The sequence below is a fragment of the Streptomyces sp. Root1304 genome (assembly GCF_001426405.1).
Taxonomy (GTDB): Bacteria; Actinomycetota; Actinomycetes; order Streptomycetales; family Streptomycetaceae; genus Streptomyces.
Genome location: NZ_LMEP01000025.1, coordinates 119,725 through 136,273, shown reverse-complemented (window position 1 = coordinate 136,273; position 16,549 = coordinate 119,725). Strand labels below are relative to the sequence as shown.

General features: G+C 71.6%; 11 protein-coding genes. 8 read left to right on the top strand and 3 right to left on the bottom strand.

What is annotated here, in order from left to right; genetic code table 11:
- Nucleotides 1-170 precede the first annotated feature (170 nt).
- A complete protein-coding gene (locus ASD33_RS27250; protein ID WP_056566082.1) occupies nt 171-1,604 on the top strand; it encodes a sugar porter family MFS transporter in 1,434 nt (477 codons plus the stop codon).
- Nucleotides 1,605-1,738: 134 nt separating this feature from the next.
- On the opposite strand, the gene ASD33_RS27245 is transcribed toward ASD33_RS27250, so the two are convergent.
- The gene (locus ASD33_RS27245) at nt 1,739-2,710 is read right to left on the bottom strand and encodes an LLM class flavin-dependent oxidoreductase (RefSeq protein WP_056566079.1); all 972 of its coding nucleotides are present in this window, start codon (nt 2,708-2,710) and stop codon (nt 1,739-1,741) included.
- Between the two features lie 58 nt (nt 2,711-2,768).
- On the bottom strand, nt 2,769-4,220 hold the full coding sequence (locus ASD33_RS27240; protein WP_056566076.1) for a cytosine permease: 1,452 nt from the start codon (nt 4,218-4,220) through the stop codon (nt 2,769-2,771).
- Nucleotides 4,221-4,305: 85 nt separating this feature from the next.
- Between ASD33_RS27240 and ftsY the strand changes: the two genes are divergently transcribed.
- Nucleotides 4,306-5,529 carry a signal recognition particle-docking protein FtsY gene (ftsY, locus tag ASD33_RS27235; RefSeq protein ID WP_056566074.1) on the top strand — a complete coding sequence of 408 codons (1,224 nt, stop codon included), beginning with the start codon at nt 4,306-4,308 and terminating at the stop codon, nt 5,527-5,529.
- Nucleotides 5,530-5,599: 70 nt separating this feature from the next.
- On the opposite strand, the gene ASD33_RS27230 is transcribed toward ftsY, so the two are convergent.
- Complete coding sequence (locus ASD33_RS27230; RefSeq protein ID WP_056566071.1) at nt 5,600-6,250, bottom strand: bifunctional DNA primase/polymerase; 651 nt, start codon at nt 6,248-6,250, stop codon at nt 5,600-5,602.
- A gap of 426 nt (nt 6,251-6,676) precedes the next feature.
- Here ASD33_RS27230 and ASD33_RS27225 point away from each other — a divergent pair, with 426 nt between their 5' ends.
- The 6 genes from ASD33_RS27225 (at nt 6,677) to ftsH (ending at nt 16,538) form a co-directional block, all read left to right on the top strand.
- Nucleotides 6,677-8,152 (top strand): hypothetical protein, encoded by a 1,476-nt coding sequence (locus tag ASD33_RS27225; protein ID WP_107103678.1) that lies wholly within the window; start codon nt 6,677-6,679, stop codon nt 8,150-8,152.
- A 403-nt stretch (nt 8,153-8,555) separates the two neighbouring features.
- Nucleotides 8,556-9,902 (top strand): ammonium transporter, encoded by a 1,347-nt coding sequence (locus tag ASD33_RS27220; RefSeq protein WP_056566067.1) that lies wholly within the window; start codon nt 8,556-8,558, stop codon nt 9,900-9,902.
- Nucleotides 9,899-10,237 (top strand): P-II family nitrogen regulator, encoded by a 339-nt coding sequence (locus tag ASD33_RS27215; RefSeq protein WP_015036464.1) that lies wholly within the window; start codon nt 9,899-9,901, stop codon nt 10,235-10,237. Before ASD33_RS27220 ends, ASD33_RS27215 begins: the two co-directional genes overlap by 4 nt.
- 22 nt (nt 10,238-10,259) lie before the next feature.
- The gene (locus ASD33_RS27210) at nt 10,260-12,725 is read left to right on the top strand and encodes a [protein-PII] uridylyltransferase (protein WP_056566064.1); all 2,466 of its coding nucleotides are present in this window, start codon (nt 10,260-10,262) and stop codon (nt 12,723-12,725) included.
- A gap of 203 nt (nt 12,726-12,928) precedes the next feature.
- The gene (ffh, locus tag ASD33_RS27205; protein WP_056566061.1) at nt 12,929-14,482 is read left to right on the top strand and encodes a signal recognition particle protein; all 1,554 of its coding nucleotides are present in this window, start codon (nt 12,929-12,931) and stop codon (nt 14,480-14,482) included.
- Nucleotides 14,483-14,615: 133 nt separating this feature from the next.
- On the top strand, nt 14,616-16,538 hold the full coding sequence (ftsH, locus tag ASD33_RS27200) for an ATP-dependent zinc metalloprotease FtsH (RefSeq protein ID WP_056566058.1): 1,923 nt from the start codon (nt 14,616-14,618) through the stop codon (nt 16,536-16,538).
- The last annotated feature ends 11 nt before the right edge of the window (nt 16,539-16,549 follow it).

The following is a 16,549-nucleotide window of genomic DNA, read 5'->3' as shown; positions in this document are numbered from 1 at the left end:
CAAGTTCTGAACTCAAGTGGCTTCGGTGTGCTTGTTAAGTCATACGACATCGCCTCTTGACTTCGAAACTTGAAGGCATAGTCTCTGCAACGTTGCTTTTACCTTCACGTGGTGGGCGGCGTGAAGTTGTGCGCCACTGGAAGGGCTCTCCCCCCACCGATGGAGTCCATGTGACCAGCACTGCGCAGGCGCCCACGCCGCCGCCTTCCGAAGGCCGAGCCGCTCACCCGGATCACCTCGGCCACGTCATCTTCATCACGGCCTCCGCCGCGATGGGCGGTTTCCTCTTCGGATACGACAGCTCCGTCATCAACGGCGCCGTCGAGGCGATCCGCAGCCGCTACGACATCGGCTCCGGCACCCTCGCGCAGGTCATCGCCATCGCCCTGATCGGCTGTGCCATCGGCGCCGCCACCGCCGGCCGCATCGCCGACCGCATCGGCCGCATCCGCTGCATGCAGATCTCCGCGGTGCTCTTCGCCGTCAGCGCCATCGGCTCCGCGCTGCCCTTCGCCCTCTGGGACCTCGCCCTCTGGCGGATCGTCGGCGGCTTCGCCATCGGCATGGCCTCCGTCATCGGCCCCGCGTACATCGCCGAGGTCGCCCCCGCCGCCTACCGCGGTCGCCTCGGCTCCTTCCAGCAGGCCGCGATCGTCATCGGCATCGCCATCTCCCAGCTGGTCAACTACGGCATCCTCCAGCTCGCCGACGGCGACCAGCGCGGCGAGATCGGCGGCCTGGAGGCCTGGCAGTGGATGCTCGGCGTGATGGTCGTGCCCGCACTCCTCTACGGCCTGCTCTCCCTCGCCATCCCCGAGTCCCCCCGCTTCCTCATCTCCGTCGGCAGGACCGCGCGCGCCAAGGAGGTCCTCGCCGAGGTCGAGGGCGAGGGCGTCGACCTCGACCGGCGCGTCGCCGAGATCGACCGCGCCATGCGCAGCGAGCACAAGTCCACCTTCCGGGACCTGCTCGTGGCCGGCAGCCGCTTCCGGCTGCTGCCCATCGTCTGGGTCGGCATCGGACTCTCCGTCTTCCAGCAGCTCGTCGGCATCAACGTCGCCTTCTACTACTCCGCGACCCTCTGGCAGTCCGTCGGCATCGACCCGTCCAGCTCGTTCTTCTACTCGTTCACCACGTCGATCATCAACATCATCGGCACCGTGATCGCGATGGTCCTGGTCGACCGGGTCGGCCGCAAGCCGCTCGCCCTCGTCGGCTCCGTCGGCATGGCCATCGCCCTCGCCTTCGAGGCCTGGGCCTTCTCCGCCGACCTCGTCGACGGCAAGCTCCCCGAGACCCAGGGCGTCGTGGCGCTCGTCGCCGCCCATGTCTTCGTGCTCTTCTTCGCCCTCTCGTGGGGCGTCGTGGTCTGGGTCTTCCTCGGCGAGATGTTCCCGAACAAGATCCGCGCCGCCGCCCTCGGCGTCGCCGCCTCCGCCCAGTGGATCGCCAACTGGGCCATCACCGCCAGCTTCCCGTCCCTCGCGGACTGGAACCTCTCCGGCACCTACATCATCTACACGGTCTTCGCCGTGCTCTCGATCCCCTTCGTGCTCAGGTACGTCAAGGAGACCAAGGGCAAGGCGTTGGAGGAGATGGGCTGATCCCCGCTGCCCCGCTCCTCACCCACGGACTGCCCCGGCCGAGGCCCGATGCCTCGCGCCGGGGCAGTGCACCGTCGTACGGGCGCCATGCCTGGCGCCGGGGCAAGTGCACCGTCGTACGGGCGCCGTGCCGCTCAGGCCGGGAGCCGCGGCACCACCTCGTCGCAGAACAGCCGCAGGCTCCGCCACCCCTCCTCCACCGGCATCCCCCCGCACAGCGGATGCAGCACGAGGCTCTCCAGCCCGAGCCCCACGCACTCCTGCGGGGTGACCACCCGGTAGACCCCCTCCGCACGCAGCCCGTCCACCGTCGTCGCCGCCGACCGGACCGCCGAACGGATGTCCTTCGACTGCCAGGAGGCGTACGTCCGCGCCTCGTGCAGGAAGTGCTCCCCGTACTCCGCCCAGGTCCGGTCCGGATCCTCCGACACGTGCAGCAGCGGGGTCTCCTCCGCCGGCATCATCGTCCAGCCCTCCGTGCCGTACTCCGCGCACCGCTCCCGGTAGTACGCCTCCAGCTCCGGCAGGTGTGCGCTCGGGAAGAACGGCAGCCCCAGCCGGGCCGCCCGCCGCGCCGCCGCCCGCGACGAACCCCCGACCAGCAGCATCGGATGCGGCTGGGTGAAGGGCCGCGGGGTGACCCGTACCGTACGGCCCTGATAGGTGAACGGCTCCCCGGTCCACGCCGTGAGCAGGGTCTCGAGGAGCAGGTCCTGGAGCTTGCCGCGCCGCCCCCAGTCGACCCCGCGCTCCTCGTACTCCTCCGGCCGGTAGCCGATCCCCGCCACCGTCACCAGACGGCCCCCGCTCAGCAGGTCCAGCACCGCGATGTCCTCGGCCAGCCGCAGCGGATCGTGCAGCGGCCCGATGATCGCCGAGACGGTCACCGCGATCCGCTCCGTGGCGCCGAAGACCGCGCCGGCGAAGGCGAAGGGGGAGGGCAGCCAGTTGTTCTCGACCCCGTGGTGCTCCTCGGTCTGCACGGTGTCGACCCCGTGCCCGTCCGCGTACGCGGCCATCTCGACGGCGGCCCGGTAGCGGGCGGAGAGGGATTCGGGGGTCGCGCGGGGATCGACGAGGTTGAACCGTACGACGCTGAACGGCATGGGAAGTCCCCCTCCGCGGGTGGGATAGCGGCGAAGGGGGACGTTATCTGACGCAGCGTCAGATGGAAACGGTCTCGCGCACCTCGGCGGGCTCCACCGCATGCGCGGGCGTGGGCGGCAGCACGGCGTACAGCACGCCCGCCACCACGATCGTCGCCGCCCAGCCCAGCCCGTTCTCGCCGATCCAGGACGAGGCCAGCGGACCCGCGAACCAGTCGACCTTCGTGAACAGCAGACCCGCGAGCAGCGCCACCGCCCACGCCGTCATCGCCTGCCAGGCGAAACCGCCCCGGTACCAGTACGCGCTGGTCCGCGTGGTGTCCATCAGCGCCGCCGCGTCGTACGACCTCCGCCGCAGCATGTCCACGCCGAAGACCCCGATCCAGGCCGAGAACGCCACCGCGAGCAGCGTCAGGAAGGAGATGAACGAACCGATGAAGCTGGTCGCCACCACCATCAGCAGGAAGCCGAAGACCAGGCTGATCACCGCGTTCACACTCACCGCCGCCGCCCGCGGCACCCTGATGCCCAGGGTCTGCGCGGTGAACCCGGCCGAGTACATCGACATCGAGTTGATCAGCAGCATCCCGAGCAGGGCGATCACCAGGTACGGCACCGAGATCCACATCGGCAGCAGCTCACCGATGAACGAGACCGGGTCCTGCGCCGAGGCCAGGTCCGGCGTCGACACCGCCATCACCGCGCCCATCAGCACCATCGGCAGGACCACGATCCCGGCGCCGCCCACCGTCGTGCCGACCATCGCCCGCGACGAGGCCGTACGGGGCAGATAGCGGGTGAAGTCCGGGCCCGAGGGCACCCAGCTGATGCCGCCGGCGGCGATCGTGCCGATGCCCGCGACCATCATCGCCGTCGAACCGGCCGGCCTGGCGAAGACCGCCGACCAGTCCGTGTTCGCCACCAGATGGACCAGCACCAGCACCGAGAAGGCGCCGAAGAGGTAGGTGGACCACTTGCTGCACACCCGCAGCGCGTTGATCCCCAGCCCCGACACCAGGAAGGTGCAGGTCACGAAGAGCAGCAGGGTCACCACGATGAGGAGCGTGTTCGACCTCACGCCGAAGAGCAGGTCCAGCACGGTCAGCACCGCATAGGCGCCCGTCACCGCGTTGATGGTCTCCCAGCCCCAGCGGGCCACCCAGATCAAAGCCCCCGGAAAAAGGTTTCCCCGCTGACCGAACACGGCCCGCGACAGGGCCATCCCGGGCGCCCCGCCCCGCTTCCCCGCGATCGAGATCAGACCGACGATCCCGTACGACAGGACCGGCGCGGCGACCGCCACGGCCAGCACCTGCCAGAAGTTCAGGCCGTTGAAGACGATGAGCCCGGCACCCATCGTGAGCAGCAGCACACTGATGTTCGCGGCGACCCAGGTCGGGAACAGCTCACGGACCCGGCCGGTCCGCTCGGCGTCGGGGACGGGTTCGAGACCGCGGGTCTCCATGGCGCCGTCGAGCGTCGCGCCTTCGGCTTCGGAGGCGTGGGGCATGGGGGTACTCCGTACAGATGTGGGGGGACCCACCCAGCGTACGTGCTCCGTCTCCGGTCGCTTCTTGGCCGATACTGGTCAGGTTATGGAACTCATCCTTGCTGTAGTCATCGCACTGGTCGTCGCGGTCGCCGTGACGAGCGGGCTCGTGATCAGCGGCCGCAAGAAGAAGCAGCTGCCGCCCGCCGAGCCGCCGTCCACCACGCCGACCATCACCGCTCCGCCCGCCGAACCGCACGTCGGCGAGGAGGCGGAGACGCCGCGGGAGGAACCACGCCGCACGGTCGAGGAGGTCCAGCTCCCCGCCGAGGAGGCCGCCGAGACGCCGGCCGCCGTCGAGGACCCCGTCGTCGCCGAGCCGGCGGCACCCGAGATCGAGGTGCCCGAGCCCACCGCCGGCCGTCTCGTACGGCTCCGGGCCCGCCTCGCCCGCTCCCAGAACTCGCTCGGCAAGGGGCTCCTGACGCTCCTGTCCCGCGAGCACCTCGACGAGGACACCTGGGAGGAGATCGAGGAGACCCTCCTCACCGCCGACGTCGGCGTCGCCCCCACCCAGGAGCTCGTCGAGCGGCTGCGCGAGCGGGTCCGCGTGCTCGGCACCCGCACCCCGGAGGAGCTGCGCGCTCTGCTCCGCGAGGAGCTGGTCGCCCTGCTCGGCCCCGACCTCGACCGCACCGTGCACACCGAGAGCCCCACGGACGTGCCGGGCGTGGTCATGGTCGTCGGTGTCAACGGCACCGGCAAGACCACCACCACCGGCAAGCTCGCCCGCGTCCTCGTCGCCGACGGCAAGTCCGTCGTCCTCGGCGCGGCCGACACCTTCCGTGCCGCCGCCGCCGACCAGCTCCAGACCTGGGGCGAGCGCGTCGGCGCCCGGACCGTGCGCGGCCCGGAGGGCGGCGACCCGGCGTCCATCGCCTACGACGCCGTCAAGGAGGGCATCGCGGAGGGCGCCGACGTCGTCCTCATCGACACCGCGGGCCGGCTCCACACCAAGACCGGCCTCATGGACGAGCTCGGCAAGGTCAAGCGCGTCGTCGAGAAGCACGGCCCGCTCGACGAGATCCTCCTCGTCCTCGACGCCACCACCGGCCAGAACGGGCTGATCCAGGCCCGGGTCTTCGCCGAGGTCGTCGACATCACCGGCATCGTTCTGACCAAGCTCGACGGCACCGCCAAGGGAGGCATCGTCGTCGCCGTCCAGCGCGAGCTGGGCGTCCCGGTCAAGCTGGTCGGCCTGGGCGAGGGCCCCGACGACCTGGCCCCCTTCGAGCCCGGCGCCTTCGTCGACGCCCTGATCGGCGACTGACCGCCGCACCCGCCGCGACGCGCGAGGGCCCCCGCCGATCCCGGCGGGGGCCCTCACGCGTCCGACGCGCTCAGAAACGCGTCCGATGACAGATGTACGCCAGCGTGCCGAGCAGCAGCCGCGCCTGCGGCGGCGCCCCCGCCGTGTCCAGCGTCGGCGGCCGCAGCCAGCGCACCGGCCCGAGACCACCGAGGTCCGACGGGGGAGCGGTGATGTGACGGCCCGGCCCCAGACCGTGCAGGTCCAGATCCGCGTCGTCCCAGCCCATCCGGTACAGCAGCCGCGGCAGTTCGGCCGCCGCCCCCGGCGCCACGAAGAACCGCGCCCGGCCCGTCGGCGTCGCGCACACCGGCCCGAGCGGCAGCCCCATCCGCTCCAGCCGCACGAGCGCCCGGCGCCCCGCCGCCTCGGCGACCTCGATCACGTCGAACGACCTGCCCACCGGCAGCATCAGCGCCGCGCCCGGATACTCCGACCAGGCCTTGGCCGCGTCGTCCAGACCGGCGCCGGCCGGGACCGGTTCCGCGAAGGGGAGCGGGTGCGCCCCCGGAGCCGTACACGCCGCGTCGCCGCAGGAGCACCGGCCGGCGACGGCCCGCGTCCCGGGCACCACGTCCCAGCCCCACAGCCCCGTGTACTCGGCCACCGCAGTGCACTCCGTGGTGCGTACGCGGCGGCGTGCGCCGGACCGCATCTCACGAATGCCGATCGTGAAACCCATGTCCCCTCCAACGGGTCGAGCGCGCCGGTGGTTACGACCCGGAGCACCGTCGTCACCTTTCGTCACGGACCGTCGCCGCCACTTGGCGCGCGGTCGCGCACGGGGTGGTGCGGGCCGCCGCACGCGCCTCTCCGCGCATCCGTCCGCCGACTCCGGTTCGTCGCATGTCAAGTGAATCGCGTTCCACGGGCGGCGAGTTCATTCGAAGGGGTGGCGAATGGTGGCGTTTCTTGAAAGCCCCTCGTGGAGGGGTGATCGTGGGGTTACTTTCGGTACTCGAACCCGGGGGCCGCTTGCGCGCGCGGGTATGCCGGAGGCAACCCGGTTTCCAGTTCGAAGGAGCGCGAACGCCGGACGGGTGCCGCAGGACACGGCATTCTGATAGGGGTTCGCACGACAGGTAATCAGGTGGATGGGGGCGTTCCAGTGGGCGACAACGGCGCAGACGGTACGACTGCCGGCAAGCGCCCGAACGAGCAGCTGGGCTCGTGGTTCGTGCGCAGCGGGTGGTCCAAGGGCGAACTCGCGCGCCAGGTGAACCGCCGGGCACGCCAGATGGGCGCGCACCACATCTCCACGGACACCTCCCGCGTACGCCGCTGGCTCGACGGCGAACAGCCCCGCGAGCCCATCCCGCGGATCCTCTCCGAGCTGTTCTCCGAACGCTTCGGCTCCGTCGTCGCCATCGAGGACCTCGGCCTGCGCACCGCCCACCAGTCGCCCTCCGTCTCCGGCGTCGACCTGCCCTGGGCCGGCCCCCAGACCGTCGCCCTGCTCAGCGAGTTCTCCCGCAGCGACCTCATGCTCGCCCGCCGCGGCTTCCTCGGCTCCTCGCTCTCGCTCGCCGCCGGACCCGCCCTCATCGAACCGATGCAGCGCTGGCTCGTCCCCACCCCCGCCGGCGACATCGAGCGCCCCGACACCCTCGCCGACGCCCGCCGCCCCAACCGGCTCTCCGAGATCGAACTCGACCTCCTGGAGTCCACCACCGCCATGTTCCGCAAATGGGACGCCCAGTGCGGCGGCGGCCTCCGGCGCAAGGCCGTCGTCGGCCAGCTCCACGAGGTCACCGACCTCCTCCAGGAACCCCAGCCCGCCGCCACCGCCAAGCGCCTCTTCACCTGCGCCGCCGAACTCGCCGAACTCGCCGGCTGGATGAGCTACGACGTGGGCCTCCAGCCCACCGCCCAGAAGTACTTCGTGCTCGCCCTGCACGCCGCCAAGGAAGCCGGAGACAAACCCCTCGGCTCGTACATCCTGTCCTCGATGAGCCGCCAGATGATCCACCTCGGCCGCCCCGACGACGCCCTCGAACTCATCCACCTCGCCCAGTACGGCAGTCGGGACTGCGCCACCGCCCGCACCCAGGCCATGCTGTATGCGATGGAGGCCCGCGCCTACGCCAACATGGGCCAGCCCTCCAAGTGCAAGCGGGCCGTCCGGATGGCCGAGGACACCTTCGCCGACGTCGGACTCGACGGCGAACCCGAACCCGACTGGATCGGCTTCTTCTCCGAGGCCGAACTCAACGGCGAGAACTCCCACTCCTACCGCGACCTCGCCTACGTCGCCGGACGCTCCCCGACCTACGCCTCCCTCGCCGAACCCGTCATGGAACGCGCCGTCGAGCTCTTCGAGAAGGACCCCGACCACCAGCGGTCCTACGCCCTCAACCTCATCGGCATGGCCACCGTCCACCTCCTCAAGCGCGAACCGGAACAGTCCGTCGTCCTCGCCGAGAAGGCCCTCGGAGTCGCCCGCAGCATCCGCTCCGAGCGGGTCAACACCCGACTCCGCAAGACCGTCGACCACGCCGCCCGCAACTTCGGCGACGTCGCCGACGTCCGCCAGCTCACCGACCGCCTCACCCAGCTGCTCCCCGAGGCCGCCGAAGCGGTCTGACCCGCCCCGGCCCCCGCACCCCGGCCGCGCCGCACGTCCCGTACTGCCCGACTCGGCTCCCCCGCCGCAAGGTCACACGGACGCCCGGCGCGGCCGGTCCCCCTTTTGCGCCTAAACCGGCGCCGCTCTCGCGGATGTGGCTGATCGCCGTCGTGGCTCGCCAATCGATGGTTGCGGTGGTCATGTGCGAAGAGTCGCGAGGGTGCGGAAGCCACCCGGCCGTGACACGGCCGTTCACGGTCGCGTAACACGCCCCACCCCTTCGTCACCCCTCGGAAACATCGAGCGGCATCGGCGGAAACCGCGCTGCGCGAATCTCTGGCCCATAACCGGCCACCCTCATGGCCGAGCCGCTCCCCGGCCCCGCCCCGCACAGGCCGCATCCGACGACGAGGAGACGCCGATGGCACCAGCCATCACGACCCTGGCAGCAGACGCCCCCGAGCTGTCCGCCGCCAACACCGGGTTCATGCTCATCTGCTCCGCCCTGGTCATGCTGATGACCCCGGCACTCGCCTTCTTCTACGGAGGCATGGTCCGCGTCAAGTCCACCCTCAACATGCTGATGATGAGCTTCATCAGCCTCGGGATCGTCACGATCCTCTGGGTCCTCTTCGGCTTCAGCGTCGCCTTCGGCACCGACATCGGCTCGATCGTCGGCTGGTCCTCCGACTACGTCGGCCTCAGCGGCATCGGCATCACCGAACTCTGGGACGGCTACACCATCCCCGTGTACGTCTTCGCCGTCTTCCAGCTGATGTTCGCGATCATCACCCCCGCCCTCATCAGCGGCGCCCTCGCCGACCGCGTCAAGTTCACCGCCTGGGCCCTCTTCATCACCCTCTGGGTCACGATCGTCTACTTCCCCGTCGCCCACTGGGTCTGGGGCGCCGGCGGCTGGCTCTTCGACATGGGCGTCATCGACTTCGCCGGCGGCACCGCCGTCCACATCAACGCCGGCGCCGCCGCCCTCGGCGTCATCCTCGTCATCGGCAAGCGCGTCGGCTTCAAGAAGGACCCGATGCGCCCCCACAGCCTCCCGCTCGTCATGCTCGGCGCCGGCCTCCTCTGGTTCGGCTGGTTCGGCTTCAACGCCGGCTCCTGGCTCGGCAACGACGACGGCGTCGGCGCCGTCATGTTCGTCAACACCCAGGTCGCCACCGCCGCCGCCATGCTCGCCTGGCTCGCCTACGAGAAGATCCGCCACGGCGCCTTCACCACCCTCGGCGCCGCCTCCGGCGCCGTCGCCGGACTCGTCGCCATCACCCCGTCCGGCGGCGCCGTCAGCCCCCTCGGCGCCATCGCCGTCGGCGCCGTCGCCGGCCTCCTCTGCGCCATGGCCGTCGGCCTCAAGTACAAGTTCGGCTACGACGACTCCCTCGACGTCGTCGGCGTCCACCTCGTCGGCGGCGTCATCGGCTCCCTCCTCGTCGGCCTCTTCGCCACCGGCGGAGTCCAGTCCGACGCCAAGGGCCTCTTCTACGGCGGCGGCCTCGACCAGCTCGGCAAGCAGGCCATCGGCGTCTTCGCCGTCCTCGCCTACTCTCTGATCGCCTCCGCGATCCTCGCCCTGATCATCGACAAGACCATGGGCATGCGGGTCACGGAGGACGACGAGGTCTCCGGCATCGACCAGGTCGAGCACGCCGAGACCGCGTACGACTTCAGCGGAGCCGGCGGCGGCAGCACGGGACGCAGCACCTCCGTGGCCACGCCCGTCCTGAGCGAGAACAAGAAGGTGGACGCATGAAGCTCATCACCGCGGTCGTGAAGCCGCACCGGCTCGACGAGATCAAGGAGGCCCTCCAGGCCTTCGGCGTCCACGGCCTCACCGTCACCGAAGCCAGCGGCTACGGCCGCCAGCGCGGCCACACCGAGGTCTACCGCGGCGCCGAGTACACCGTCGACCTGGTCCCCAAGATCCGCATCGAGGTCCTCGTCGAGGACGAGGACGCCGAACAGCTCATCGACGTCGTCGTCAAGGCCGCCCGAACCGGCAAGATCGGAGACGGCAAGGTGTGGAGCGTGCCGGTCGAGACCGCCGTACGGGTCCGCACCGGCGAACGCGGTCCGGACGCACTGTAAGCGCACACGAAGGAGCCGCCGGGTGACGAGCCTCGAAGCCAGCGAAGAGACCGAAGAATCGGGACCCGGCGGTTACGCGGCGGCCCGGCTGCTCCTCCTCCAAGAGAAGGAGCGGCCCGGGCCGCCGCGCCGTGCCGCCCTCGCCCGGCTCACCGACACCTGGCTGGCCGGCCTCTTCGCCGCCGCCGCACCACCCCGCGGCACCGCCCTCGTCGCCGTCGGCGGCTACGGCCGCGCCGAACTCTCCCCCCGCAGCGACCTCGACCTCCTCCTGCTCCACGACGGCACCGCCGACAAAGCCGCCGTCGCCGCCCTCGCCGACCGGCTCTGGTACCCCGTCTGGGACCTCGGGCTCGCCCTCGACCACTCCGTCCGCACCCCCGCCGAGGCCCGTGCCACCGCCGCCACCGACCTCAAGGTCCACCTCGGACTCCTCGACGCCCGACCCGTCGCCGGAGACCACGGACTCGTCGCCGCACTCCGCACCACCGTCCTCGCCGACTGGCGCAACCAGGCCCCCGCGCGCCTCCCCGAACTCGACGAACTCTGCCGCGAACGCGCCGAACGCATGGGCGAGCTCCCGTACCTCCTCGAACCCGACCTCAAAGAGGCCCGCGGCGGCCTCCGCGACGCCCAGGCCCTCCGCGCCGTCGCCGCCTCCTGGCTCGCCGACGCCCCCCGCGAAGGCCTCGACGCCGCCCGTCGCCGCCTCCTCGACGCCCGCGACGCCCTCCACCTCACCACCGGCCGCGCCACCGACCGGCTCGCCCTCCAGGAACAGGACGCCGTCGCCGCCGAACTCGGCCTCCTCGACGCCGACACCCTGCTCCGCGAGGTCTACGAAGCCGCCCGGACCATCGCGTACGCCACCGACGTCACCTGGCGCGAGGTCCACCGCGTCCTCAAGGCCCGCTCCGCCCGGCCCCGGCTGCGCGCCCTCCTCAGCGGCCGGTCCGGCGCCGGGAAGTTCCCCGTCGAACGCACCCCGCTCGCCGAGGGCGTCGTCGAGATGGACGGCGAGGCCGTCCTCGCCCGCGCCGCCCGCCCCGAACGCGACCCCGTCCTCCCCCTGCGCGCCGCCGCCGCGGCCGCCCAGTCGGCCCTGCCGCTCTCCCCGCACGCCGTACGCCGCCTCGCCGCCACCGCCAAACCCCTGCCCGTGCCCTGGCCCGCCGAGGCCCGCGAGGAACTCGTCACCCTCCTCGGCGCCGGCGAGGCCACCGTCCCCGTCTGGGAGGCCCTCGAAGCCGAAGGCCTCGTCACCCGCCTCCTCCCCGACTGGGAACGCGTCCGCTGCCGCCCCCAGCGCAACCCCGTCCACACCTGGACCGTCGACCGCCACCTCGTCGAGACCGCCGTCCGCGCCGCCGCCCTCACCCGCCGCGTCGGCCGCCCCGACCTCCTCCTCGTCGCCGCCCTCCTCCACGACATCGGCAAGGGCTGGCCCGGCGACCACTCCGTCGCCGGCGAGACCATCACCCGCGACCTCGCCACCCGCATCGGCTTCGACCGCACCGACGTCGCCACCCTCGCCACCGTCGTCCGCCACCACCTCCTCCTCGTCGAGACCGCCACCCGACGCGACCTCGACGACCCCGCCACCGTCCACGCTGTCGCCACCGCCGTCGGCACCGTCGGCACCCTGGAACTCCTGCACGCCCTCACCGAGGCCGACGCACTCGCCACCGGACCCGCCGCCTGGTCCGGCTGGCGCGCCCTGCTCGTCGACGACCTCGTCAAACGCGTCGCGGGCGTCCTCGCGGGGGAGGAGCCGCCCGACCCCGAGGCCGCCGCCCCCAGCGCCGAACAGGAACGCCTCGCCATCGAGGCCCTCCGCACCGGAGAACCCGTCCTCGCCCTCCACGCCCGCACCGAACCGCCCGTCGAACCCGGCCCCGCCGACCCGGACGGCACCGAACCCGTCGGCGTCGAACTCGTCATCGCCCTCCCCGAACGGCCCGGCGTCCTGCCCGCCGTCGCGGGCGTCCTCGCCCTCCACCGGCTCACCGTCCGCGCCGCCGACCTCCGCGCCGTCGACCTGCCCACCGCGCTCGGCACCGGCCCCGTCCTCGTCCTCGACTGGCGCGTCGCCGCCGAATACGGCTCCCTGCCCGAGGCCGCCCGGCTCCGCACCGACCTCGTCCGCGCCCTCGACGGCACCCTCGACATCCCCGCCCGCCTCGCCGAACGCGAAGCCGCCTACCCGCGCCGCCGGGGTCTCACCGCCCCACCGCCCCGCGTCACCGTCGCCCCCGCCGCCTCCCACCGCGCCTCGGTCATCGAGGTCCGCGCCCAGGACGCCCCCGGCCTCCTCCACCGCATCGGCCGCGCGCTGGAAGGAGCGGCCGTACGGGTACGCAGCGCCCACGTGTCCACCCTCGGGGCGAACGCCGTCGACACCCTGTACGTGACCCGCCCGGACGGCTCCCCCCTCCCGGACGAGGAGGCGGTCGACCTGGCACGGACCCTGGAGAGGGCGCTGGGGTGAGCCACTGAAGCCCCGAACCCCGGGACCCGTACGGCCCCAACCCCGGGACCCGTACCCCCGAACCCCTGAATCCGCGACCCCCGAACCCTCGATCCGGCCACCCCCGCGCGCCCGGATTCGGCGGGCGGGGGCACACACTTCGAGCGGCCCGATACCCTGGAGGGCAATCCGACCGCCCCCGACACCGAGGATCCGCGACCGCCGTGTTCGATACCCTCTCCGACCGCCTTGCAGCGACCTTCAAGAACCTCCGCGGCAAGGGCCGTCTGTCCGAGGCGGACATCGACGCCACCGCGCGCGAGATCCGTATCGCGCTGCTCGAAGCGGATGTCGCCCTGCCGGTCGTCCGGTCCTTCATCAAGCAGGTCAAGGAACGCGCCCTCGGCATCGAGGTCTCGCAGGCCCTGAACCCGGCCCAGCAGGTCATCAAGATCGTCAACGAGGAGCTCATCGGCATCCTCGGTGGCGAGACCCGCCGCCTGCGCTTCGCCAAGACCGCGCCGACCGTGATCATGCTCGCCGGCCTCCAGGGTGCCGGTAAGACCACCCTCGCCGGAAAGCTCGGCCTCTGGCTCAAGGGCCAGGGCCACTCCCCGCTGCTCGTCGCCTGCGACCTCCAGCGCCCCAACGCCGTCACCCAGCTCGGCGTCGTCGCCGAGCGCGCGGGCGTGGCCTTCTACGGACCCCAGCCGGGCAACGGCGTCGGCGACCCGGTCCAGGTCGCCAAGGACTCCATCGAGTACGCGCGGACCAAGATGTACGACGTGGTCATCGTCGACACCGCCGGCCGCCTCGGCATCGACCAGGAGCTGATGCAGCAGGCCGCGGACATCCGCGACGCCGTCAGCCCCGATGAGGTCCTCTTCGTCGTCGACGCCATGATCGGCCAGGACGCGGTCAACACCGCCGAGGCCTTCCGCGACGGCGTCGGCTTCGACGGCGTCGTGCTCTCCAAGCTCGACGGCGACGCCCGAGGCGGTGCCGCGCTCTCCATCGCGCACGTCACCGGCAAGCAGATCATGTTCGCCTCCAACGGCGAGAAGCTGGACGAGTTCGACGCGTTCCACCCGGACCGCATGGCGTCCCGCATCCTCGGCATGGGCGACATGCTCTCCCTCATCGAGAAGGCGCAGCAGACCTTCGACGAGGAAGAGGCCGCCAAGATGGCCTCGAAGCTCGCGTCGAAGAAGGGCCAGGAGTTCACGCTCGACGACTTCCTGGCGCAGATGGAGCAGGTCCGCAAGATGGGCTCCATCAGCAAGCTGCTCGGCATGCTCCCCGGCATGGGCCAGATGAAGGAGCAGATCGCCAACATCGACGAGCGGGACGTCGACCGCACGGCCGCCGTCATCAAGTCGATGACCCCGGCCGAGCGCCAGGACCCGACCATCATCAACGGCTCCCGCCGCGCCCGTATCGCCAAGGGTTCGGGCGTCGAGGTCAGCGCCGTCAAGAGCCTGGTCGAGCGGTTCTTCGAGGCGCGCAAGATGATGTCGCGCATGGCCCAGGGCGGCGGCCTCCCCGGCATGCCGGGCATGCCCGGCATGGGCGGCGGCCCCGGCCGGCAGAAGAAGCAGGTCAAGCAGGCCAAGGGCAAGCGCAAGAGCGGCAACCCGATGAAGCGGAAGGCCGAGGAGCAGGCCGCCGCCGAGCGCCGCGACCAGGCGCAGCAGGGCGGCGCCTTCGGCCTCCCGGCGCCGGGACAGACGCCGAAGGACTTCGAGCTCCCCGAGGAGTTCAAGAAGTTCATGGGCTGACAGCCCGTACGAGAAGGGGCCCGGGGCGGCGCGAAACCGCCCCGGGCCCCTTCTCACCCCTCCGCACCGCCCGCGATGCCGGGTTCGTCCCGCTCTTCGATACTGGGGCCACAGCCGCCCCGAGGAGAGCCACGTGGCCAACCCCGTACCCCCGCGCGACCGGACCGACCAGCCCTGGCGCTCGGAAGGGGCCCCGCCGCCCCCCTCGCCGAAGAAGCGGATGCCGGGAGGCTGGGGCAGCCTCATCCTCACCGCGCTCGTCGTCTATCTGATCGCCAACATCGTCCTGTCCTTCCTCAACAAGGGTGACGAGCCGACGATCGCGTACACCGAGTTCGACAAGCAGGTCGCGGCCGGGAACGTCACCAAGATCTACTCCAAGGGCGACGCGATCCAGGGGCAGCTGAAGAACAAGCAGCCCGCCCCCGACGGAGACGGCGACTACACCAAGTTCAAGACCCAGCGGCCGGCCTTCGCCGACGACGAGCTGTGGGCGCAGCTCACCAAGCAGAACGTCACCGTCACCGCCGAACCCGTCGTCCAGGAACGCAGCTTCCTCGCCAACCTCCTCATCTCGCTCGCCCCGATGCTGCTGCTCGTCGTCCTGTGGGTGTTCATCGCCCGCCGGATGAGCGCGGGCATGGGCGGCGGCGCGGGCGGCATGCTCGGCCGCAAGACCCCGCCCAAACCCGTGGAACTGGAAGGCGGGCAGCGCACCACCTTCGCCGACGTCGCCGGCATCGACGAGGTCGAGGGCGAGCTCAACGACGTCGTCGACTTCCTCAAGAACCCGCAGGCCTACCGCGAGATGGGCGCCAAGATGCCCCGCGGCGTCCTGCTCGCCGGCCCGCCCGGCACCGGGAAGACCCTGCTCGCCCGCGCCGTCGCGGGCGAGGCCGGGGTGCCGTTCTTCTCCGCCTCCGCGTCCGAGTTCATCGAGATGATCGTGGGCGTCGGCGCCTCCCGGGTGCGCGAGCTGTTCGCCGAGGCCCGCAAGGTCGCCCCGGCGATCATCTTCATCGACGAGATCGACACCATCGGCCGGGCCCGGGGCGGCGGCTCGGGCATGGGCGGCCACGACGAGCGCGAACAGACCCTCAACCAGATCCTCACCGAGATGGACGGCTTCACCGGCTCCGAGGGCGTCATCGTCCTCGCCGCCACCAACCGCGCCGACGTCCTGGACCCCGCCCTCACCCGGCCCGGCCGCTTCGACCGGATCGTCCACGTCAACCCGCCCGACCGGGGCGGCCGCGAGGCCATCCTGAGGATCCACACCCGGGAGATCCCGCTCGCCAAGGACGTCGACCTGGAGCACGTGGCCCGGACGACCCCCGGCATGACCGGCGCCGAACTCGCCAACCTCGCCAACGAGGCCGCCCTCCTCGCCGTCAAGCGCGAGCAGAAGGCCGTCACCCGCTCCGACCTGTCCGACGCCCTGGAGAAGGTCCAGCTCGGCGCGGAACGCCCGCTCGTCATGCCCGCCGAGGAACGCCGCCGCACCGCGTACCACGAGAGCGGTCACGCCCTGCTCGGCATGCTCCAGCCCGGCGCCGACCCGGTCCGCAAGATCACCATCGTGCCGCGCGGCCGGGCCCTCGGCGTCACCCTCTCCACCCCCGACTCCGACAAGTACGCCTACACCGAGGACTACCTGCGCGGCCGGATCATCGGCGCCCTCGGCGGCATGGCGGCCGAACAGGTCGTGTTCGGAGTCATCACCACCGGCGCCGAGAGCGACCTGGAACAGGTCACCAACATCGCCCGGGGCATGGCCGGACGCTGGGGCATGAGCGAGCGCGTCGGCCGGCTCACCGCCATCCCCAGCGACGCGCAGCAGGCGTACGGCCTGTCGGCGGCGCCCTCGACCCTCGACACCGTCGACGCCGAGATGCGCCGGATCGTGGACGAGTGCTACGAGAACGCCGTACGGCTGCTCCGCGAGCACCGCGGCCAGCTGGACGCGCTGGCGGCCGCGCTCCTGGAGAACGAGACCCTGGAGGAGGCGGACGCGTACCGCGCGGCGGGGATCACGCGCGCGGAAAGGGAGGACTGAGGGGGCCGGGG

Bases quoted from the DNA above. Each gene is read 5' to 3' on its own strand.
- ASD33_RS27230 (WP_056566071.1), bottom strand. From the start codon at position 6,250: ATGGGTTTCACGATCGGCATTCGTGAGATGCGGTCCGGCGCACGCCGC.
- ASD33_RS27215 (WP_015036464.1), top strand. From the start codon at position 9,899: ATGAAGCTCATCACCGCGGTCGTGAAGCCGCACCGGCTCGACGAGATC.
- ASD33_RS27240 (WP_056566076.1), bottom strand. From the start codon at position 4,220: ATGCCCCACGCCTCCGAAGCCGAAGGCGCGACGCTCGACGGCGCCATG.
- ASD33_RS27245 (WP_056566079.1), bottom strand. From the start codon at position 2,710: ATGCCGTTCAGCGTCGTACGGTTCAACCTCGTCGATCCCCGCGCGACC.
- ftsY (WP_056566074.1), top strand. From the start codon at position 4,306: ATGGAACTCATCCTTGCTGTAGTCATCGCACTGGTCGTCGCGGTCGCC.
- ASD33_RS27220 (WP_056566067.1), top strand. From the start codon at position 8,556: ATGGCACCAGCCATCACGACCCTGGCAGCAGACGCCCCCGAGCTGTCC.